The 19,402-nt window shown below is 68.3% G+C and carries 16 protein-coding genes; 3 read left to right on the forward strand and 13 right to left on the reverse strand.

What is annotated here, in order from left to right; genetic code table 11:
• Positions 1-92: 92 nt before the first annotated feature.
• The 5 genes from AC1RDJ_RS15495 to gcvA form a co-directional block, all read right to left on the reverse strand.
• Positions 93-791, reverse strand: coding sequence for an alpha/beta hydrolase (locus AC1RDJ_RS15495; RefSeq protein ID WP_071323853.1), 699 nt, complete (start codon positions 789-791; stop codon positions 93-95).
• 118 nt (positions 792-909) lie between these two features.
• Positions 910-1,977, reverse strand: coding sequence for an alpha/beta fold hydrolase (locus AC1RDJ_RS15500; RefSeq protein WP_493027983.1), 1,068 nt, complete (start codon positions 1,975-1,977; stop codon positions 910-912).
• A gap of 109 nt (positions 1,978-2,086) precedes the next feature.
• Positions 2,087-2,935, reverse strand: a complete 849-nt coding sequence (locus AC1RDJ_RS15505) for a universal stress protein (RefSeq protein WP_493027984.1) — start codon at positions 2,933-2,935, stop codon at positions 2,087-2,089.
• A 45-nt stretch (positions 2,936-2,980) separates the two neighbouring features.
• Positions 2,981-4,774 carry a PHA/PHB synthase family protein gene (locus AC1RDJ_RS15510; protein ID WP_493027985.1) on the reverse strand — a complete coding sequence of 598 codons (1,794 nt, stop codon included), beginning with the start codon at positions 4,772-4,774 and terminating at the stop codon, positions 2,981-2,983.
• Positions 4,775-4,836: 62 nt separating this feature from the next.
• On the reverse strand, positions 4,837-5,742 hold the full coding sequence (gene gcvA, locus AC1RDJ_RS15515) for a transcriptional regulator GcvA (protein WP_493027987.1): 906 nt from the start codon (positions 5,740-5,742) through the stop codon (positions 4,837-4,839).
• A 124-nt stretch (positions 5,743-5,866) separates the two neighbouring features.
• Here gcvA and AC1RDJ_RS15520 point away from each other — a divergent pair, with 124 nt between their 5' ends.
• Genes AC1RDJ_RS15520 through AC1RDJ_RS15530 form a run of 3 tightly spaced genes read left to right on the forward strand, consistent with a single transcriptional unit; the run spans position 5,867 to position 8,925 of the window.
• The gene (locus tag AC1RDJ_RS15520) at positions 5,867-7,264 is read left to right on the forward strand and encodes an MFS transporter (protein ID WP_493027989.1); all 1,398 of its coding nucleotides are present in this window, start codon (positions 5,867-5,869) and stop codon (positions 7,262-7,264) included.
• The gene (locus AC1RDJ_RS15525) at positions 7,261-7,884 is read left to right on the forward strand and encodes a glutathione S-transferase family protein (protein ID WP_493027990.1); all 624 of its coding nucleotides are present in this window, start codon (positions 7,261-7,263) and stop codon (positions 7,882-7,884) included. Before AC1RDJ_RS15520 ends, AC1RDJ_RS15525 begins: the two co-directional genes overlap by 4 nt.
• Before the next feature lie 18 nt (positions 7,885-7,902).
• Positions 7,903-8,925 carry an LLM class oxidoreductase gene (locus AC1RDJ_RS15530; RefSeq protein ID WP_493027991.1) on the forward strand — a complete coding sequence of 341 codons (1,023 nt, stop codon included), beginning with the start codon at positions 7,903-7,905 and terminating at the stop codon, positions 8,923-8,925.
• A 7-nt stretch (positions 8,926-8,932) separates the two neighbouring features.
• Here AC1RDJ_RS15530 and AC1RDJ_RS15535 read toward each other — a convergent pair whose 3' ends face one another.
• The 8 genes from AC1RDJ_RS15535 to AC1RDJ_RS15570 form a co-directional block, all read right to left on the reverse strand.
• Positions 8,933-10,219 (reverse strand): DUF445 domain-containing protein, encoded by a 1,287-nt coding sequence (locus tag AC1RDJ_RS15535; protein WP_493027992.1) that lies wholly within the window; start codon positions 10,217-10,219, stop codon positions 8,933-8,935.
• Between the two features lie 75 nt (positions 10,220-10,294).
• Positions 10,295-11,692 (reverse strand): branched-chain amino acid transporter BcaP, encoded by a 1,398-nt coding sequence (gene bcaP, locus AC1RDJ_RS15540; protein WP_071323845.1) that lies wholly within the window; start codon positions 11,690-11,692, stop codon positions 10,295-10,297.
• Between the two features lie 209 nt (positions 11,693-11,901).
• Positions 11,902-13,695 (reverse strand): MFS transporter, encoded by a 1,794-nt coding sequence (locus tag AC1RDJ_RS15545; protein WP_493027993.1) that lies wholly within the window; start codon positions 13,693-13,695, stop codon positions 11,902-11,904.
• A 29-nt stretch (positions 13,696-13,724) separates the two neighbouring features.
• The gene (locus tag AC1RDJ_RS15550) at positions 13,725-14,819 is read right to left on the reverse strand and encodes an N-acetylglucosamine-6-phosphate deacetylase (protein WP_493027994.1); all 1,095 of its coding nucleotides are present in this window, start codon (positions 14,817-14,819) and stop codon (positions 13,725-13,727) included.
• A gap of 3 nt (positions 14,820-14,822) precedes the next feature.
• Positions 14,823-15,590 (reverse strand): DeoR family transcriptional regulator, encoded by a 768-nt coding sequence (locus AC1RDJ_RS15555; protein ID WP_071323842.1) that lies wholly within the window; start codon positions 15,588-15,590, stop codon positions 14,823-14,825.
• Positions 15,591-15,625: 35 nt separating this feature from the next.
• Complete coding sequence (locus AC1RDJ_RS15560) at positions 15,626-16,969, reverse strand: D-tagatose-bisphosphate aldolase, class II, non-catalytic subunit (protein WP_493027996.1); 1,344 nt, start codon at positions 16,967-16,969, stop codon at positions 15,626-15,628.
• Between the two features lie 5 nt (positions 16,970-16,974).
• Positions 16,975-17,937, reverse strand: coding sequence for an ROK family protein (locus AC1RDJ_RS15565; protein WP_071323840.1), 963 nt, complete (start codon positions 17,935-17,937; stop codon positions 16,975-16,977).
• On the reverse strand, positions 17,924-19,060 hold the full coding sequence (locus AC1RDJ_RS15570) for an AgaS family sugar isomerase (protein ID WP_493027997.1): 1,137 nt from the start codon (positions 19,058-19,060) through the stop codon (positions 17,924-17,926). Before AC1RDJ_RS15570 ends, AC1RDJ_RS15565 begins: the two co-directional genes overlap by 14 nt.
• Positions 19,061-19,402: the final 342 nt, after the last annotated feature.

A 19,402-nucleotide genomic window follows, 5' to 3' on the forward strand; every position in this document is an offset into this window, starting at 1 on the left:
CAGAGCCGCCGGTGCGGACCACATCGTCTGTCCGACGCCACAAGGCTCCTGGTTTCCAGGAGCCTTTTTTTTGCCCGTGCCGCCTGTGCCGCCTATGCCGGCGCCACGGCGCCCGCTGCTTCCAGGATCAGCGCCGTCACCTCGGCGGGGCGCGAGGCCAGCGAGGCGTGGCTGGCGTTCAGGGTGATGACTTTTCTCGCGTTCAGGCGCGCCGCCATGCGCTCCTGGTTGACGGGGGCAATCATGCGGTCGGCGCTGGAAATCTGGTACCAGCTGGGTTTGTGTTTCCACGCCGGGTCGCTGACGGTGTCGCCGAAGGTGCTGGCCAGCGGCGCCTTTTGCACCACGCCCAGCACGGCGCCTTCTTCCGCATCGAGGTCCTGGCAAAAGCTGTCGTGGTATTGCTCGGCCTTCACCCACAGGTAGCCGTCGCTGTCGCCTTCCAGGTTGGCCGCGCCGAGGGGCGGGTGTTCCTGGGTGATGCTGCCCGGGCTTTCGCCCGCGTCGGGGGCGAAGGCGGCGATGTACACGAGGCCGACGACGTTCGGCGCGTTGCCGGCCACGCTGATGACGGCGCCGCCGTAGGAGTGGCCCACCAGCAATACCGGTCCCTGCACCTGCGCCACCATCTTGCGCGTGCGTTCGGCGTCGTCGGCCAGCGAGGTGAGGGGCAGTTCGACGGCGCGGATGGCCGTATGGCCCTGGCGGCGCAATTCCAGGATGACGCGGCTCCAGTGGGCGGCGCCGCCCCAGAAACCATGGACGAGGACGATGGTGGCTTGCTTGCTCATACGGGTACTCCTTGTGGTGTAGGGAAGGACGTATACCGTGCAGTTGCCTGGAAGGAACGACACGGCGGCAGGTGCTCATCCATTGTAGACCTTCCCGGCGCACATGGCCGCCGGCGTTTTACTTTTCCCAGCGCATGGCTTCGATGGCATGGACCACGGCCGTCTCATACTCGATGAAGAAGTCGGCGTGGGCGGCGTTGTCGAGCACCAGCAGCGTGCTGCCCGGCAGCGCCGCCACGGTGCGCGCAAAGTCGGCCTGGTGCGCCTGCGGGTAGATGCGCAGGAAGGTGCGCGCCGCCGCCAGCAGGCGCGGTTCGCTCTGCGCCGTGAGCCAGGGCGTGACGTCGCGCAGGCTGCCCGGCTGGGCGGCGATCACCAGCGCCGGTGCGCGCACGGCCCGGTAGTCGGGGGCATGGGCGTACGCGCCCGTGGCCATGGCCGTGGCGATGGCCGCCGGCGTAGCGGGGCGCACCGAGCCGTCGGCCTGCACCTGCAGCGTATCGCGCCAGTAGGCATCGAGGGCCGGCCACCACTGCTTGTGGATGCGCTGCGCATAGGCGATCGAGGCGTCCATCGACGCCATGTCGGCCGGCGCCGGCGCGGGCGGGTTCAAGTCATCCTCGTCGGGTTCCGGTTCGCCGCGCCAGGGCAGGGGATTGCTGTAGTCGAACGTGGTGTCGAGGTAGACGACGCCGCGCACGCGGCCCGGATGGCGGCCGGCGAACAAGGTCACCTCGTTGCCGGCGATGGAATGGCCGGCCAGGATGATGCGCCGGACCTGCAAGGCGTCGAGCACGGCCAGCAGGTCGGCCACCAGGGTGGCGGGCGCGTAGCTGGCGCCGTCCACGGGCAGCGGCTTGCTGGAAGAGCCATCGCCGCGGCGCGTGACGGCCAGCACGCGGTGGCGGCGCGCCAGCGCGGGCGCCAGGCTGTCGAATGCATGCGCATTGCCGCCCAGGCCGGACAGCAGCACGATCACATCGTCCTCGCTGCCAGGAGCGCCGCGCCAGTCGCGCACGTGCAGGCTGACGCCGGGGGCGACGGCGATGCGCCGGTCGGTCACCGCGGCGGCGAATGGCAGCGTGCCACCACCACCGCAGGCGGCCAGGCCGGCCAGCGCACCCATGCCGAACAGCAGGCGCCGGCGGGCGTGGAAATGGGGGATGGCGTCGTCGGTTCCGGTCATGCGGTACTCCTGTAGGGATGAGGGCATGGCCAGTATCGGCGCCGCGCATGAAGCGCCGCTGAGGATGGGGTGAAGGAAGGCTGAAGACGGCGCCGGCCGGCACCGCCTCCTAGTGCGACACCAGCACCGGCAAGGTCATCTCCTGCAGCACCGTGCGCGTGACGCCGCCCAGCAACGTTTCGCGCAGGCGCATGTGGCCATAGCAGCCCATCACCAGCAGGTCGCACCGGCGTTGCGCGGCCATGGCCAGCAGGGCCGCGCCCACGTCCTGGCCAGGCGGCGTGTCGTGTTGCAGCACGTCGACGTTGACGCCGTGGCGCGCCAGGTACAGGGCCAGGTCGGCGCCCGGCTGTTCGCCATGCGCGGCCGGCTGCGCGTGGGAATTGACGACGGCCAGGGTCACCTGCTGCGCGCGCCGCAGCAGCGGCAGCGCATCGGTGATGGCGCGCAGCGCTTCGGCGCTGCCGTTCCAGGCCAGCAGCGGGCGCTGGCCGATGGCGGCGGTCGCCGTGGGCGAGGGCGCGTGCGGCACCATCAGCACGGGGCGGCCGCAATGCAGCATCAGGTACTCGGCCGTGCCGGCGATCACGCGCGAGGGCGTGTCCTGCGCGTCCGTCTGGCCCAGGATCAGCAAGTCGCAATAGCGCGCCTGCAGCAGCAGGGCGCCTTGCGCGTCGTCGTCGACGAAGCGCGTTTCATACGCCGACAGGCCTTCTTCGCGGGCGATGCGCTCGAAGTCGTGCAAGGCGTCGCTGGCCTGGCCGCGCAGCGCCTGCATTTGCGCCGGCGCGAACTGCAAGGCGTTGACGCCGCCGCCATACGCGTAGCGCGAGATGCCGCTCATGGCCGAGCCGATCAGGTGCGCCCCTTCGGCGATGGCCATGCGCACTGCCAGGCGGACGCGCCGCGGGCAGTGGCTAGAATTGTCTACGTGGACCAGCAGGGTGGTGTAGGGCATGGCATCGTCCTGGAAAGTGGGGAAAGGGGGAAGGGAGGACTCGGCTCAAGGCTGCAGCACATAACTGCCCGGCGCGTCGCCCAGGGCGCCGCCCATCGCTGGCGGCGTTGCCCGCCCGCCCGAGCGTTCCGCCAGCCAGGCCTGCCAGGCGGGCCACCAGGAACCCTGCTGGTGCGGCACGTCCCGCTGCCAGCTGTCCGCGTCGATATACGCATCGTCGTGGCGGTGCGTGGCCAGCTGGTAGCTGCGGCGCGCCTGGCCCGGTGGCGAGACGACGCCCGCATTGTGGCCGCCCGAGGTCAGCAGAAAGGTGACGTCCGTGTCGGTGAGCAGCTGCAGCTTGTAGACGGAGCGCCACGGCGCCACGTGGTCCGTCAAGGTGCCCACGGCGAAGATGGGCGCGTCGATGTCGGGCAGGGCGATGTGGCGGCCCGCCGTGCGGTAGCGGCCTTCGGCCAGGTCGTTGTGCAGGAACAGGCGGCGCAGGTATTCCGAGTGCATGCGGCAAGGCATGCGCGTGGCGTCCGCGTTCCACGCCATCAGGTCGCTGTCCTGCTCATCGAGACCCAGCAGATAGTGGTTCAGCCGGCGCGACCAGATCAGGTCGTTCGAGCGCAGCAGCTGGAAGGCGCCCGCCATCTGCCGCGTATCGAGATAGCCCTGCTTCCACATGGCCGCTTCCAGGAAGCTGACCTGGCTCTCGTCGATGAACAGCGACAGCTCGCCCGGTTCCTTGAAGTCCACCTGCGACGCCAGCATCGTCAGGCTGGCCAGGCGCGTGTCGCCGTCGCGCGCCATGCTGGCGGCGGCGATCGCCAGCAGGGTGCCGCCCAGGCAATAGCCGACGGCGTGCACCTGCGGCGCCCGCGCGATGGCCGCCACCGCGTCGAGCGCGGCCATCACGCCCAGCTGGCGGTAGTCTTCCAGCGACAGCTCGCGGTCTTCCTCGCCCGGGTTTTTCCACGAAATCATGAACACCGTGTGGCCCTGGCCGACCAGGTAGCGCACCAGCGAATTGTGCGGCGACAGGTCGAGAATATAGAACTTCATGATCCAGGCGGGCACGAACAGCACGGGCGTCGCGTGCACCCTGGCCGTCGTCGGCGCGTACTGGATCAGTTCGATCAAGTCGTTGCGGTACACGACCTTGCCCGGCGTGACGGCCACGTTCCCGCCCACTAGATAGCGGCGCGCATCGGGCGCATATGGCCCCATGGCCGCGTGCTGCCAGTCGTCGGCCGCGCGGGCCATGCCGCGCGCCAGGTTGGCGCCGCCGCTCTCCAGCGTGGCCTGCCGCACCACGGGATTGGTAAGCGGGAAGTTCGACGGCGCCAGCATGTCGAGCCACTGGCGCACGGTAAACGTGACGACATCCTCGTGGTGCGGCGAGACGCCGCGCACGCCCGTCGTGGCGCGGTGCCACCACTGCTGCTGCAGCAGAAAGCCCTGGTAGACCAGGTTGTAGGGCCAGCGCTGCCAGGCCGGGTCGTCGAAGCGGCGGTCCTGCGGCAGCGGAGCGATGCACGGCTGCCCGAGCGCGGCGCCGGACTGCGCCGATTGCATGGCGTGCTGCTGCCAGCGGCCGATCTTCTTCCACGCTTCCAGCAGCAGGGTTTGCTGTTTCGATGGCGCCAGCGCCAGGTGGCCGAGCCAGTCCGCATAGGCATTGCCCAGGGCGACGGGCGAGATGCCGCCCGTGAACTTGCCCAGCCAGGCATTCAGCAGCAGGTCCAGGGTGGCGCCTTCCGGCGCGCTTTCCGGGTAATCGGGCACGGGCGCGCCTTGCCAGGCGCTGCCCGCGCGTTCATGTGCCGTTGCTGCCTGCTGCCTCTTGCTCATCCGGGACTCCCGTCATTTTTTTACAGGATAGCAAGAGCTTGTTCAAAAAATTATGATCTACATCAAGTTTGGCCGGATACGCCTGCCGCCCGTGCCTCTTCGATGATCCACGCCATGAACGCTTGCACGGCGGGGCGCGCGGCCGCATCGGGACGCGCCACCAGGTAGTAGGCAAAGCGCGCGGGCCACGGCAGGTCCAGCACCTGCACCAGGCGTCCGGCGGCGATTTCCTCCTGCGCATACAGCTGCGGCACGAGGGCCAGGCCCTGGCCCGCCTCGGCCGCGCGTATCAACAGGAAATCGTCCTCGAAGGCGGAACCGCGCGCCGCACGCTCCTCATCGGGCGCGCCGTGCGCGGCCAGCCACAGGGGCCAGTCGGCGCGGTCCGTGTCGTGCAGCAGCGGGTAGCGCAGGCAATCGGCTGGCGCGATTATCGGTGGCTGGCCCGCCACCAGGGCCGGGCTGGCGACGGGCACCAGCACGGGCGCCATCAGCCGCGTCACCAGCAGGCCCGGATAGTCGCCGAGGCCGTGGCGCAGCGCCACGTCGACGCGGTCGCGGCGCAAGTCGACCAGGGCCGACGTGGCTTCCACGCGCACCTCGATCTGCGGGTGGCGCTGGTTGAAGCGGCCCAGGCGCGGCACCAGCCAGGCGGCGGCAAAGGTGGCCACCGTGCTGACGGTCAGCGTCTGGCGCCCGGCAATGTCTTCCAGCGCCTGGCTGGCGCTGGCGATCTGCGCGAATGCGGCCAGCAGGGCAGGGTGAACCTTGCCGCCCGCTTCCGTCAGGCGCAAACCCTGGCGTTCGCGCGTAAACAGCGCCATGCCGACCCGCTCTTCGAGCAAGCGGATCTGCTGGCTGACGGCACCCGACGTCACATGCAGCGCCTCGGCGGCGGCCTTGATGCTGCCGCGCTGGCCCACTTCGACAAAGGCGCGCAGTGCCTGGAGCGGTAAAGGATGGTTCATCGGTATAGTTTTTCTATAGTCACGAGGCAAAAAGCATCGTTTCAGTTTTATTCGACAGCAACGCATTATACGGGCCTGCGACGCTCATTTCGACGTTGAGTAAAACTATATCAATAGGATGGCTATGCTACTTTCACATCGGCAACTTTGCCTGATCTTGCTGTGCACGACGCAATTCGTCGCCTTGCTCGATTTTTCCATCACCATGATTCCCTTGCCGCAAATCCAGCACAGCCTGGGCTTCACCCCGGGCGGCTTGCAGTGGGTCATCAACGCCTATGGCGTGGCCATCGCCGGCTTCCTGCTGCTGGGCGGGCGCGCGGCCGACATGTTCGGCCGCCGCCGCGTCTTCCTCGCCGGCGTGCTGCTGTTTACGGCGGCGTCCCTGCTCGGCGGCTTTTCGCACAGCCCGGCCATGCTGGTGGCCACGCGCGCGCTGCAGGGCCTGGGCGCCGCCATGTTTTCGCCGGCCGCATTCTCGCTGCTGCTGGCCGTCTTTCCCGAGCCTGCGCAGCGCAACCGGGCGCTGGGCGCCTGGACGGCCGTGGCGGCCAGCGGCTTTGTCGCGGGCCTGATACTGGGCGGCTTCATCACCGACCTGCTGGGCTGGCGCTGGGTGCTGTGGATCAATGTACCGGTCGGCGCGCTGGTGCTGGCGCTGTCGCCCGCCTTGCCGGCAGGCAAACCCGATGCCGCCGCGGCGTCCGGTACGCTCGACGTGTGGGGCGCGCTGCTGGTGGCCGCGGGCGCGGCCATGCTGGTGTTTGCCTTCGCCAACAGCGAACATGTGGGCCTGGCGCACCCGCTCACGTTCGGCCTGGTCGCCGCGGCGCTGGCCCTGCTGGCCTTGTTCGTCTGGGTCGAGAGCCGCGTGGCCGCGCCGCTGATGCCGCTGGCCGTCTTCTGGCGCCGCTCGACGGGCGGTGCGAACGTGGTGTCGCTTCTGGCCAATACGGCGCTGGGCCCTACCTTTGTCGTCGTGGCCCTGGCCATGCAGGAAGTGCTGGGGTTTTCCGCCACGCGCACGGGGCTGGGACTGCTGCCCATGGCCATCGCCTTTACGCTGGCCAGCGCCTGGGCCGGGCCGGCGCTGATCGCCCGCTGCGGCACCAAGCCCGTCATCGTCGGCGGCATGCTGCTGTTCATCGGCGGCCTGGCACTGCTGGGCAGCGCGCTGGCCACATTGTCCGCCTGGAGCGCGTCCATCCTGCCCGGCACCGTGCTGGCCGGCATCGGCTACGGCCTGGCCTTTCCCGCCTGGACCGTGGCCGGCATCGACGGCGTGCCGGAAGCGGACCATGGCCTGGCGGGCGGCATGCTGACCACCACGCAGGAAGTCGGTTCCGCCGTGGGACTGGCCGTGGGCGTGGCCGTCAGCATCGCCGTGCTGGCCGGCGGCGGCACGGCCGCGCAAGGCTACAGCAGCGCCATCCTCGTTTCCGCCTGCCTGGTGGCGGCGGGCCTGGCCTGCGCCGTGGCCATCCTGCCCGGCAAGGCCGCGCGCCGGGAGGCGACGCCATGATCGAGCTGTACACCGACAGTTCGCCCAACGGTTTCAAGGCCACCATCGCGCTGGCCGAACTGGGCTTGCCGTACCGGCTGCGCCACGTGCGCATCGAGCAGGGCGAGCACCGTCAAGCCGCTTTCCTGGCCCTCAATCCGCACGGCCGCATACCCGTGCTGGTCGATCACGAGGCGGGCATCACCTTGTTCGAATCGGCCGCCATCCTGCTGTACCTGGCCGAGAAGACGGGGCGCCTGCTGCCGGCGCAACCCGCGCAGCGCTGGGCCGCCATCACCTGGCTGGCCTTCCACGCGGCCAGCATGGGGCCGCTGCTGGGCCAGCGCGTGCATTTCGAGATTGCCGAAGCGGGTGCGAATGCCGCCGCGGCGGCGCATTTCCGCCAGTTGTGCGACGCGGCCTTCGCCACCATGGAAGGCCGCCTGGCCGCCTGCGCCTACCTGGCCGGCGACGAGTATTCGATGGCCGATATCGCCAGCTTTGGCTGGCTGCACATCGCGCGGCTGGTCGGCTTCGACTTTTCCGCCTGGCCGCACGTGCGTGCCTGGTACGCCCGCGTGGCGGCCCGTCCGGCCGTCCGGCTGGGCATCTCCATTCCCGCGCCCGCCACGGGCGCCTGATCCACGACAAGGAACCCCATGACCATTGACACCTCCGGCGCGTCCTCGCACGCGTTTGCCCGTCACCCCGGCTACCGCCGCATGTTCGCGCCCGGCGCGCTCACGCTCGGCATCTTCTTGCCGCTGCGCTTTTACCAGGGCGACATGCGGGCGCTGGCCGGCCAGGCCGACCTTGTCGCCGCCATGGACCGGCAAGGCTTTGCCGCCGCCTGGGTGCGCGACATTCCCCTGTACGACCGCCGCTTCGGCGATGCGGGCCAGCTGTTCGACCCGTGGACCTACCTGGCATACCTGGCGGCGTGCACGCAGACGCTGGCCCTGGCCACGGGCAGCGCCATCTTCACGCTGCGCCATCCCGTCGACCTGGCCAAGGCTGCCGCCAGCATCGACCAGCTGTCGGGCGGACGCCTGGTGCTGGGCACGGCCGCGGGCGACCGCGCCAGCGAATTTCCCGCGTATGGCGTGCCGCACGCGACGCGCGGCGAACGCTATGCGCAGGCGGTGCACATGTTCCGCCAGCTGCTGCGCCCCGGCCCGGCACAGATCAGCGGCCCGCTGGGCAGCCTCGATGGCCTCGAACTGCTGCCGAAACCGGCCGCCGGCGCCATTCCCCTGGTCGTCACCAGTTCCTCGGGCCAGCCTTTGGCATGGATAGGACGCCACGCGGATGGCTGGCTGACGTATCCGGAAGCGACGCATACGCCGGACGGACCGCGCCGCCTGGCGGACAAGATCCGCGCCTGGCGCGCCTGCATCCCCGATGGCGGCTACCGCCCGCACATGTGCAACGAGTGGCTGGACCTGGTGGACGACGCCGATTACCCGCGCACGCCAGTGCGCAGCGGTTATGTGCTGCGCACGGGGCGCAAGGGCTTGATCGACCTGCTGGGCGAGTGGCGCGACGCGGGCGTCAACCACGCGGCACTGGGCATCCAGCACGGGCAGCGGCCGGCGGCGCAAGTGCTGCAGGAGCTGGCCGAGGAGGTGCTGCCGCATTTCCCCTCGCATGCGGGCGTGCCGACGCGCGGCCCGCAGTGGTGAGGGGCCGCTAGAATGCCTGGCTGGCGGCGTAAATGAGCAGGCCGGCCAGGCCGCCGACGACGGTGCCGTTGATGCGGATGAATTGCAGGTCGCGGCCGATGGCCAGCTCGATGCGGCTGCTCATTTCTTCCTTGCTCCACAGGGCCAGGCGGTTTTCGATGAAGGCGCCCACTTCGCCCCGGTAGCGGCGCACCAGCGCGCCGCTGCCGGCGACGATGGCGTCGTTCAGCCAGGCGCGCGCGGCCGCGTCCGTACCCAGCACCTTGCCCGTGTTCCGCGCCAGGCCGGCGATGGCCTCCGCCAGCACGGGCCGGTCGGCGTGCAGGTCGGCCAGCAGGCGCGCGTGGATGGTGCCCCACAGTTCGCCCAGCATGGCTTGCACGGTGTCGCTGGCGACCAGCTGCTGCTGGTAGTGGCGCACGGTCTCCTGCCAGTGCGGATCGGCCTTCAGGTGCAGCGCGCTGTCGGCGATCCAGCCGGCGATGCGCTGGCGCAGCGGGTGGCCGGGGTCGAGGCGCACGGCGAGGGCAAACTTTTGCAGCGAGGCGATCATGCGCGGTTCATACGCCTTCAAGGCCTTTTTCACGAGCGCGTTCTCGATCTGGAAGGCGCCCAGCGCGAAGTCGCCGATGGCGGCGTGGTGGCGCTCGTCGGCCAGGTAGGCGGCGCTGCGGTCGAGCAGGAAATCCACCAGTTCCTGCGGTTTGCCGTCGGAGACCAGCGCATCGATGCAGTCGGCCGCGACGTCTGACACGTTCAACTGGCCCAGGTAGGCGCTGGCCTGTGCGCGCAGCAGCCGGCCCAGTTTTTCATGGTCGGCCATCGCCAGCAGCTGCTTGGCGACGCCGGCGCTGGCCATGCCCAGCTGGCGCGCATGCTGCGGGTCGTCCAGCCAGGTGCCCAGCCGTCCGGCCGGATCGGCTTGCGCGATGCGCTCGGCGATGCCTTGCTCGGTGATGAAATGGTTTTCCACGAAGGCGCCCAGGCTGCGCCCGATTTCTATCTTGCTGTTCGGGATGATGGCCGTGTGCCACAGCGGAATGCCCAGCGGGTGGCGGAACAGGGCGACAACGGCGAACCAGTCGGCAATCGCGCCCACCATCGCGGCCTCGGCAAACGCTTCCACATAGCCCCAGGCCGGGTGGCCGCCGCGCTGCGCGCGGGCGACGGCAAACACCAGCGCCGCCAGCAGCAGCAAGCCGGCGGCCAGCAGCTGCATATTGCGCAGGCGCGCGCGCTGAAGCTGGTCCGTGCTGCGGTCCAGCTGTTCGATGAGGTCGGGGGAGCGTTGCATGGATGGCGGCCTGCATGGGTTGCGAGACCGCCATCTTAAGGCGCCGGCGGCGAAACGTGTCGCCGGCGTGAAGGATTACTGCGGCGGGTGCAGCAGCGAACGGCGGCGCGCGTAGCCGAAGTAGATGATCAGGCCCAGTACGAGCCAGATGGAAAAGGCGACCCAGGTGACCCAGCTGAGGAAGGTCATCAGGCCCACGCACAGGATCACGGCCAGCGCCGGCACATACGGCACGCCAGGGCAGCGGAAGGCGCGCGGCAGGTCGGGACGGCGCTTGCGCAGCACCACGACGGCGACGGACACCATGGTGAAGGCGGCCAGGGTGCCGATGTTGATCAGCTCGGCGAGGATGTTGAGCGGGATCACGGCGGCGATCAGGCCGAACACGATGCCCACCAGCCAGGTGGCGAAGAACGGCGTGTGGAAGCGCGGATGCACGGTCGACAGGCGCTTGGGCAGCAAGCCGTCGCGCGACATGGCGAAGATGATGCGCGTCTGGCCGAAGGCCATCACGAGGATCACGGTGGTCATGCCGAGGATGGCGCCCAGGTCGACGAAGCCGGCGATCCATTTTTCGCCCGCGTATTGCAGGGCCAGCGAGACGGGATGGTCGACGCCGAGGAATTTCTGGTATGGCACGATGCCCGTCATGATGGCCGAGACCACCACGTACAGCACGGCGCACACGGCCAGCGAGCCGATAATGCCGATCGGCAGATCGCGCGCCGGCTTCTTGACTTCCTCGGCGGCCGAGGTGACGGCGTCGAAGCCGATGAAGGCGAAGAACACGAGGGCGGCGGCGCTCAGCATGCCGTGGTAGCCGAACGGCATGTAAGGCTGCCAGTTGGCCGGCTGCACGTGGCGCGCGCCGAAGATGATGAACAGCAGCACCACGCCCACCTTGATGGCCACCATGATGTTGTTCAGGCGCGCCGATTCGCGCACGCCCCAGCCCAGCATGGCCGTCAGGGCCAGCATGATGACGAGGGCCGGCAGGTTGATGAAGGTGGTCACGCCAGGCAGGGCGCCGGGGGCGGCCGTCAAGGCCACGGGCAGCACGATGCCAAAGCCCGACAGCAGCGACTGGAAGTAGCCGGACCAGCCGACGGAGACGGCGGCCGCGGCCAGGCCGTACTCGAGCAGCAGGTCCCAGCCTATCATCCAGGCGGCCAGCTCGCCCAGGGTGGCATAGCTGTAGGTATAGATGGAGCCGGCCACCGGCACGGTGGAGGCGAATTCCGCATAGCACAGGGCGGCGAAGCAGCAGGCGACGGCCGCCACGACGAAGGACAGCGAGAGGGCGGGGCCGGCCGTCAGGGCGCCCGTGCCGGTGAGCACGAAAATGCCGGTGCCGACGATGGCGCCTATGCCCATGAGCACCAGGTCGAAGGGGCCCAGCACTTTTGCCAGTCCTCCCGGCTTCTTGCTGTGGGCGATCATATCATCCAAATTCTTGGTTCTAAATAAGCTCACTGTCTCTCCTGTGTGTTTTTGTCATGGCGCCATTGCCGCCTCGTGGGCAGCACGACGCAGCCAGATTCTAGCCCAGCCTGCAGGCATTCTAGAAGGAAATATGTACTTTGCCGTGCACGCCAGCGCTGCAAGCTTGTCCAGCAGGCAAAAAAAAGCCCCGGGATGATGGACCGGGGCCGTAAAGGAGACTGCCTTGCCTGCTTAATGACTCACTTGGCGAAGTGCGCTTCGATTTCCTCGAGGGTCTTGCCCTTGGTTTCCGGCAACAAAAACGCGGCGGCCAGGAAGTACACGACGGTGCAGCCGGCGCCGAAGAAGAACAGGGTCGAATAGCCGTGCAAGCCCACCGTCGGCAGGAAGATGGCGGCGATCACCGTCGAGACGAACTGGTTCACCAGCAGCGCGATGCTCATGCCGTTCGAGCGTATGCGCGTCGGCATCAGCTCGGACAGGGCCAGCCACACGCACACGCCCGGTCCCACGGCAAAGCTGGAGACAAACACGCAGATGGCGACCGCCACCAGCCAGCCGTGCGTGGACGAGGGCACGGGGCCCAGGCTGGCCTTCTCGATGCGCAGCGGCGCCTCGCGCCCGGCGGCCGGGTCGGCGAACGGATTCAGGTGCAGCTTGCGGAAGAACACGCCGATGACGCTGTCGGCCTGCACGGCATCCTCGCGGGCGATCGTCACCTGGCGCAGCACGGGATCGTCGCTGCGCAGGCTCTTCACGTTGGTGAACGGGCCGTAGGCGTAGGCGATGGTCAGCTGCTGCGGCGTGCCGTCGGCGGCCGCGCCCAGCGCGCTCAGGGTGGCCGCATCGAGGCGCAGGGCCAGGCCATCGTTCTGGATCTGCGCGGCGATGGCGGGACGCACGTCGGCCAGGCCCGCTTCGGCGCCGCGGAACAGCAGGCCCGCCGCCAGCAGCGAGACGATGATGCCGCCCGTGCCCAGCATCAGCAGGAACTTGCGGCCCTTGCGGTCCACCAGCAGCACGGCCACCACCGTCATCACGGCGTTCAGCACTTTCAGCAGGACGTCGGCCATGTTGGCCGAGGCGCCGGACAGGCCGGCCTGGTTGAGGATGTTGACGACATAGGCGAGGATGGAATTGATGCCCGTCGCCTGCGTGCAGGCCAGGATCAGACAGGCGAGCAGGAAGGGCAGCACGTAGCGGCGGCTCAGCAGCGGGTCCCTGGCCTTGCCCTTGCCGTCCACTCTGGCCGCATTTTCGGGGGTATCGAGGATCTCGCGCAGTTCCGCGTCCGCTTCATGGGGCAAACGCGTGCGCAGCAGCGACTGGCGCGCCTGTTCCACGCGGCCGCGGCGGGCCAGCCAGCGCGGCGACTCGGCCAGCAGCAGGGCGCCGATGGTAAACACGAGGCCCGGCGTCAGGCAGACCCAGAAGATGCTGCGCCAGGCGTGGTCCTTGGCCGTGAAGATGGCGGCAATGCGGCCCGCCTCGGGCAGCGCCTGCGCCACCTGCGTGGCCGTTTCCACCGTCTGCGCCTGCACCAGGCCGATCAGGGCGGCCGCCACCAGGCCGATGGTCAGCAGCAGCTGGAACAGGGCCGCGCCCCGTCCCCGCTGTTGCGCGGGCAGGCATTCGGCCAGGTACAGGGGCACGACGACGCCGATCAAGCCGCCGCTGATGCCTTGCAGCAAGCGACCGAGCAGCAGCGGCGTGTAGCCGTCGGCCAGGGCGATCAGGGGGATGCTGGCGCTGAACAGGGCGCCGGCCCAGAACATGACCCAGCGCCGCCCCAGCAGGTCGGCCAGGGCGCCGGCGAACAGCGACGACAGGACGGAACCCAGGAGCACGGCGGCGACGATAAAGCTCAGCTGCTGGGCCGTCAGTTTCCACGCCACCGAGGCCGTCGATTCCAGGTAGGGCAGGGCGCCGGCGATGATGCCGATGTCTATGCCGTACAGCAATCCCCCCATGCCGGCAATAAATAGCAGGTAGCGCATGGCCCACACGGGGGCCTTGTGTGACGTGTCGTGCATGGAAACTCCGGAGGTGGGGTTGAAGTGGTCTAGCGGGTGGAAAGATCGATGGCCGTGCCTTCGACGAAGACGGACACTGGCTGCAGGCTGGCGTCAAGGACGACGATATCGGCCCAGGCGCCGGGCGCCAGGCGGCCCCGTTCGGATTCGCCCAGGTAGTCGGCCGGGTACAGCGACAGGCGGTTCGAGGCGTCGGCCAGGTCCAGGCCCAGGTCGACGAAATTGCGCAGGGCCTGGTCCATGGTCAGCACGCTGCCGGCCAGCGAGCCCGTGGCCAGGCGCACGCAGCCCATGCATTTGTAGACGCGCTGCGTGCCCAGGCCGTATTCGCCGTCCGGCATGCCGGTGGCCGAGGTGGCGTCCGTCACGCCGTACAGGCGCGGGATGGCGCGCAGAGCCGCGCGCAGGGCGCCCTTGGCCACGTGCTGCAGGTCGGGGATGATTTCCGCGTATTCGGCATGTGCCAGCGCCGCGCCCACCATGCCGGGATCGTAATGGGTCATGCCCGTCATGCCGTTGTACAGGTGCGTGAAGCCCGCGACGCCGGCCTTCAGCGCAGCTACGCCTTCGTCATAGGTGCCGGCGCTGTGGCCGATCTGCACGCGGATGCCCATCGCCGCCAGTTGCGGGATCAGCTCCAGGTGGCCGGGGATTTCCGGCGCCATGGTCAGCACCTTGATGGGGGCGATGGCGTGAAAGCGCTGCACCAGCGCCAGGCTGGCCTGCACCACGTCGGGCGGCTGCGCGCCGAGGCGGTGCAAATTCAGGAACGGGCCTTCCAGGTGCACGCCCAGCATGCGCGCGCCGTTGGCCGGGCGCTGCGCGATGACGCCGGCCAGGCCTTGCAGGGCGCGCAGGATCGACGGCTCCTTTGCCGTCAGCGTGGTGCCCAGCAGGGCCGTGGTGCCGTGGCGCGCATGCACTTGCGCCACGGTGGCGCCGGCGTCGCCGCCTTCCATGATGTCGACGCCGGCCGCGCCATGCACGTGCAGGTCGATGAAGCCGGGCAGGATGGTCAGCGCGCTGTCGGCGGCAGGGTCTTCCTGTATCTGGACGATACGCTGGTCAAAAGTGATGGTGCCCGTGATCCAGCCAGATGGGGTAAGGATTCTGCCGCTCAGCATGTGTTATTCCGCTATGAAAAGTTCGATGCCCAGCTTTTGCAGCCCTTCGCGGTACTCCTGGCTGATGCTGGCATCGGTGATGACGGTATCGACGCGGTCCAGCTGCACGATGCGGTGCAGGCTGACGCGGCCGAACTTGGAGGCGTCCGTGAGGACGATGATTTTCTTTGCCCGTTCCACCATCTTGTGGTTCAGGCTGGCTTCCGCCTCGTGGTGGGTGGTGACACCGAACTGCAGGTCGAAGCCGTCCACGCCGAGGAACAGCTTGTCGAAGCTGTAGGCTTGCAGGCAGGTCTCGGCCTGGCTGCCCTGGATCGACAGCGACTGCTTGCGCAGCAGGCCGCCCGTCAGGATCAGGTCCACGCCCGGTGCATCGGCCAGTTCCCACGCGATATTCAGGCCGTTCGTGGCCACCGTCACGCCGGTGGCGTCGCGCAGGTGGCGCGCCAGCGAGATGGTGGTGGTGCCCGAGTCGATGATGATGTTGTCGCCCGGTTGCACCAGCCGCGCCGCATAGGCGCCGATGCGCTCCTTCTGCTCGTGGTTGATGGCGTCCTTCTGGCGTATCGTGTGCTCGGGCGGCGGCGTGCGCGTCAACGTCGCGCCGCCGTGGCTGCGCGTGGCCATGCCTTGCGCTTCCAGCGCATTGAGGTCGCTGCGGATGGTGACCGCGGACACGCCGAGCTTTTCCACCAAATCGGTCACTTGCACCGAGCCCTGCTGGGCGAGCATTTGGAGGATGGATTCACGGCGTTGGCTGGTATTTCGCATGGTGGCGGGCTCAGTAAAAAATGAAAATGCCGAGCTTAACAGATTGCCGCTTCGGCAACGATGGCCACCGCCGCATTGCGGTTGCAGGCGCGCGCATATTGCGCCAGCAGGCTGCCGATCTTGTGCTCGATCAAGGCCGGCGCCGCCACGGCCAGGCTGCCCTCTACCACGGCCAGGTACTGTTCCGGCAAGTGCTGGCTCAGCAGCGGCAGCGGAATCGCCAGGCCCTGCAGGTTGGCCAGCAGCTTGTCGACGGCGGCCGCCACTTCCGGCTCGCCCCAGTAATAGCGGCAACGGTCGCTCAAGCCATAGCGGCGCATCAGCCGCTGTTCTTCCGGCGTGCCCAGGTAGTGCTTGATCCAGTTCTTCGGCTTGGCCAGCATGACGTCGTCGAGCACCTGCATCAGTTGCGAGGTCGCCGCCGCCGGCAGCAGTTCTTCCTCGATCTGGCACAGGGCGAACAGCGCTTCGCGCAGGGCGAAGGTGGCGGCGGGACCCACTTTCAGGATGGCGAAATGGTCGCGCACCATGGCGTGCAGGGCCGATTCGCGCTGGTAGTCGGTGGAATGGGCTTCGAACACGAGGCCGGGCTGCTCGGCGACGAAGGCCGACAGTTCGGCGGCGGCATCCGCGTCGTAGTGCTGGATGCTGCTCTGGTCGAAATCGACGCCCGGCTGCACCACCATGGCGATCACGCGGCGCCAGGCGCCATGCAGGCCGTTGTCGAGGAAGGCGCGGCGGTGCACGTCCAGCGTGCGGCGCGCCGCCTGCGGGCTGGTGACGGCGCCGGCCTGCGCCAGCGACGCTTCGCCGCCGGGAATCGGCACTTCCGTGCCGATCACGTAGACGGGCGGCGTAAAGCCTGCCGCGGCGGCCGCCGCTTCGGCGACCTTGCACAGGCGCGCCGAGCGGGCGGCCACGGTTTCATCGTCGAGCAGCAAGGGGTCATCCAAGCAGCGCATGCTGCAATCGAGGTGGATTTTATGGAAGCCGGCCGCCGCGTAGGCGGCGATCAGGGTTTCGGCGTGGTCCATGGCCGTCGCCGCATCGAGGTGCTGCCAGGCGTTCGGTCCCAGGTGGTCGCCGCCCAGCACCAGGCGCTCGGACGGGAAACCCTGTTCCCGCGCCAGCGCCAGCATGGTGTCGCGGAAGACGGCCGGCGTCATGCCCGTGTAGCCGCCGAACTGGTCGACCTGGTTCGAGGTCGCCTCGACCAGCAGCACGGTGTCGTACTCGCTGGCCACGCGCATGGCGGCACGCAGCACGCTCGGGTGGCTGCAGCAGACGGCATACAGGCCGACGACTTCGCCGCGGCGGTGCGCCTTGATCACTTGCTGGACGGGCGATAAAGTAAAAGACGGGGTTTCCACTTGGTTCATCGTTCTCAAGCCTTCGTATGTTGTCGGATCAGGAGGGCGGCGCCGCGTGCGCCGCCGGCGTCGCCAAAGCGCGGCGGCAGGATGGGCGGCACGTGCACGCCGGGGAACAGGTGGCGCCTGACGGCGGCCGGCAGCTTGTCGTACAGGTGCGGCAGCTTGGACAGGCCGCCGCCGAGCACGATGGCGTGCGGATCGTAGGCCAGCACCAGGCCGGCCAGCGCGTGGCCGAGGATGTCGAGGTGCACGGCCACCGTGCGCTGGGCCACGGCGTCGCCCATGTTGGCGCGCGCCATGATGGCCAGCGGCTCGGCGCCGTCGCCGCCGAAATGCGCGTGCAGCTTGCTCATGGCCGGACCGGAGACATAGCGCTCCAGGCAGCCCTGCTTGCCGCAGGGGCAGGCGTAGTCCGTCAAGCCGTGCTGCACCAGCAGGGCGGCCGGCAGGCTCCAGTGGCCCCATTCGCCGGCCACGCCGTTAAAGCCGCGCAGCAGCTGGCCGCCCACGCAATAGCCGCCGCCGGCGCCCGTGCCGAGGATGGCGCCGAACATGCTGGCGACATGGCCGGCCGCGCCGCCCTGCGCCTCGGACAGGGCGAAGCACTGGCAATCGTTGCCGATGGCGACGGGGCGCTGCAAGGTTTGCTGCAAGGTCTGCGCCACCAGGCGGCCGTTCAGGGCCGGCACGTTGGAGCTGAGCTGGCGGCCGCTGGCACTGTCGATCACGCCGGGCAAGCCGATGCCGACGGGCGCGGCGCTGCCCAGCGCCGCGTCGCCATGCGCCACCAGGTCGACGATGGCTTGCACGAAGGCGGGGAAATCGTCGCCGGGCGTGGCCACGCGCTCGCGGAATACTTCTTCCAGCGCGCCATCGCGGTCAGCAAACGCCACCAGCTCCATCTTGCTGCCGCCGATGTCGATGCCGTGGTAGCCGCGCCGCTGCGCGTGCTGCTCAGGATTAGAATTGCTCATGGCCATAGATGGTGACACCCTGCACGACACGGTTGACGATGCCGCCGGCGAATGGATTGTCGGGGCGCAGTTGCAGCAGCGCGGACTGGTGCAGCGCGTATTGCTGCGCCATCAGCAGCCACAGCGGGGCCAGCCAGGCGTCGGGCCATGCCGGCGCGTCGGCCGACAGGTCGCCGCCGATGCCCACGGTCAGGCATGCCTGCGCCACGCTGTCGCGCTGCAGTTCTTTCAGTAAGTCGTCCTCGTACTGGCGCGCCAGCGGCTTGCTGCTGCGCAGCAGGATCACCAGCGACTCCGTGGTGACGGCCGATTTCGGGCCGTGGCGGAAGCCCAGCGCCGTATTCGCCATCGCCATCACGCGGCCGCCCGTCAGCTCCAGGATTTTCAGGGCCGCTTCCTTGGCCAGCGCTTCCAGCGGGCCGCTGCCCAGGTACACCACGCGCTGCACCGGCTGCGAGCCGAGGTCCGCCACGGGCGCCGACCAGTCGCGCAACGCCTGTTCGCCCAGGCTGGCCAGGGTATCCAGGCGCGCCAGGTCCGTATGCTTGCCCAGCACCGACAGGGCCGCCAGCAGCATGCTGCTAAAGCTGCTGGTCATGGCGAAGCCGCGGTCGCAGCTGCCGGCCGGCATCAGCAGGTTGTAGGTTTGGGCGTCATTGGCGCCCTGGCGCGCCAGCTTGCCATCCGCATTGCAGGTGATATTGAGGAAGCGCGCGCCGGGCACGACCTGGCGCAGCAATTCCACGGCGGCCAGGCTTTCCGGGCTGTCGCCGCTGCGGGCAAACGACACGAGCAGCGTGGGCGCATCCGCTTCCAGGTACAGCTCATGGTGGGTCAGCAAAGTCGTGGTGGCGATGGCGCGGATCTGCGCCGGCCAGGCGGCATTGAGTTCATCGACGACGATCTCGCCCACATAGGCCGAGCTGCCGGCGCCCGTCAGGATGACGCGCTGCCGGGGATTGCACAGCGCGTCGCCGAGGAAGGCGGCCAGGCTGGCTTGCTCGGCGCGCAAAATGCCGGCCAGCGCGCGCCAGATGGCTGGCTGATGGGCGATCTCCTCGGCCGTATGCAGGCCGCCGATGTCGCGCCAGGTTTGAATGTCACGCTGAAGAAGGGTAGTCATGGAAGTGTCAGTAAAGTGTTTGTTGTGATAAAGCATAAATACTAAATTTCGAAAAGTCAAATACGAAAGTAAAACGAAAGTAAATACTTTGTTGGCTTGCGATATGCCTGCGTTTATGTGTCCGGCAATGGCGGTTTTTTGCAGTGCACAAGCCCATGTCGAGACGATTTGTCGCCGATATACGACGATAACGAAAGTATGTAGTGTGACATTTTGGTGAGTCGAAAGATAAATGCGCCATATTTGGGCTTTTTTAGAATAATTTCACGCAATAACTTTCTTTTTATTGACGATGTTTATTTTTCTTCTTAAAGTATTCCCATCGCATCGCACTTTTCTGAA

It is taken from the genome of Janthinobacterium sp. GW822-FHT07H10 (genome assembly GCF_058798675.1).

Bases quoted from the DNA above. Each gene is read 5' to 3' on its own strand.
- AC1RDJ_RS15495 (WP_071323853.1), bottom strand. From the start codon at position 791: ATGAGCAAGCAAGCCACCATCGTCCTCGTCCATGGTTTCTGGGGCGGC.
- AC1RDJ_RS15500 (WP_493027983.1), bottom strand. From the start codon at position 1,977: ATGACCGGAACCGACGACGCCATCCCCCATTTCCACGCCCGCCGGCGC.
- AC1RDJ_RS15505 (WP_493027984.1), bottom strand. From the start codon at position 2,935: ATGCCCTACACCACCCTGCTGGTCCACGTAGACAATTCTAGCCACTGC.
- AC1RDJ_RS15510 (WP_493027985.1), bottom strand. From the start codon at position 4,774: ATGAGCAAGAGGCAGCAGGCAGCAACGGCACATGAACGCGCGGGCAGC.
- gcvA (WP_493027987.1), bottom strand. From the start codon at position 5,742: ATGAACCATCCTTTACCGCTCCAGGCACTGCGCGCCTTTGTCGAAGTG.
- AC1RDJ_RS15520 (WP_493027989.1), top strand. From the start codon at position 5,867: ATGCTACTTTCACATCGGCAACTTTGCCTGATCTTGCTGTGCACGACG.
- AC1RDJ_RS15525 (WP_493027990.1), top strand. From the start codon at position 7,261: ATGATCGAGCTGTACACCGACAGTTCGCCCAACGGTTTCAAGGCCACC.
- AC1RDJ_RS15530 (WP_493027991.1), top strand. From the start codon at position 7,903: ATGACCATTGACACCTCCGGCGCGTCCTCGCACGCGTTTGCCCGTCAC.
- AC1RDJ_RS15535 (WP_493027992.1), bottom strand. From the start codon at position 10,219: ATGCAACGCTCCCCCGACCTCATCGAACAGCTGGACCGCAGCACGGAC.
- AC1RDJ_RS15545 (WP_493027993.1), bottom strand. From the start codon at position 13,695: ATGCACGACACGTCACACAAGGCCCCCGTGTGGGCCATGCGCTACCTG.
- AC1RDJ_RS15550 (WP_493027994.1), bottom strand. From the start codon at position 14,819: ATGCTGAGCGGCAGAATCCTTACCCCATCTGGCTGGATCACGGGCACC.
- AC1RDJ_RS15555 (WP_071323842.1), bottom strand. From the start codon at position 15,590: ATGCGAAATACCAGCCAACGCCGTGAATCCATCCTCCAAATGCTCGCC.
- AC1RDJ_RS15560 (WP_493027996.1), bottom strand. From the start codon at position 16,969: ATGAACCAAGTGGAAACCCCGTCTTTTACTTTATCGCCCGTCCAGCAA.
- AC1RDJ_RS15565 (WP_071323840.1), bottom strand. From the start codon at position 17,937: ATGAGCAATTCTAATCCTGAGCAGCACGCGCAGCGGCGCGGCTACCAC.
- AC1RDJ_RS15570 (WP_493027997.1), bottom strand. From the start codon at position 19,060: ATGACTACCCTTCTTCAGCGTGACATTCAAACCTGGCGCGACATCGGC.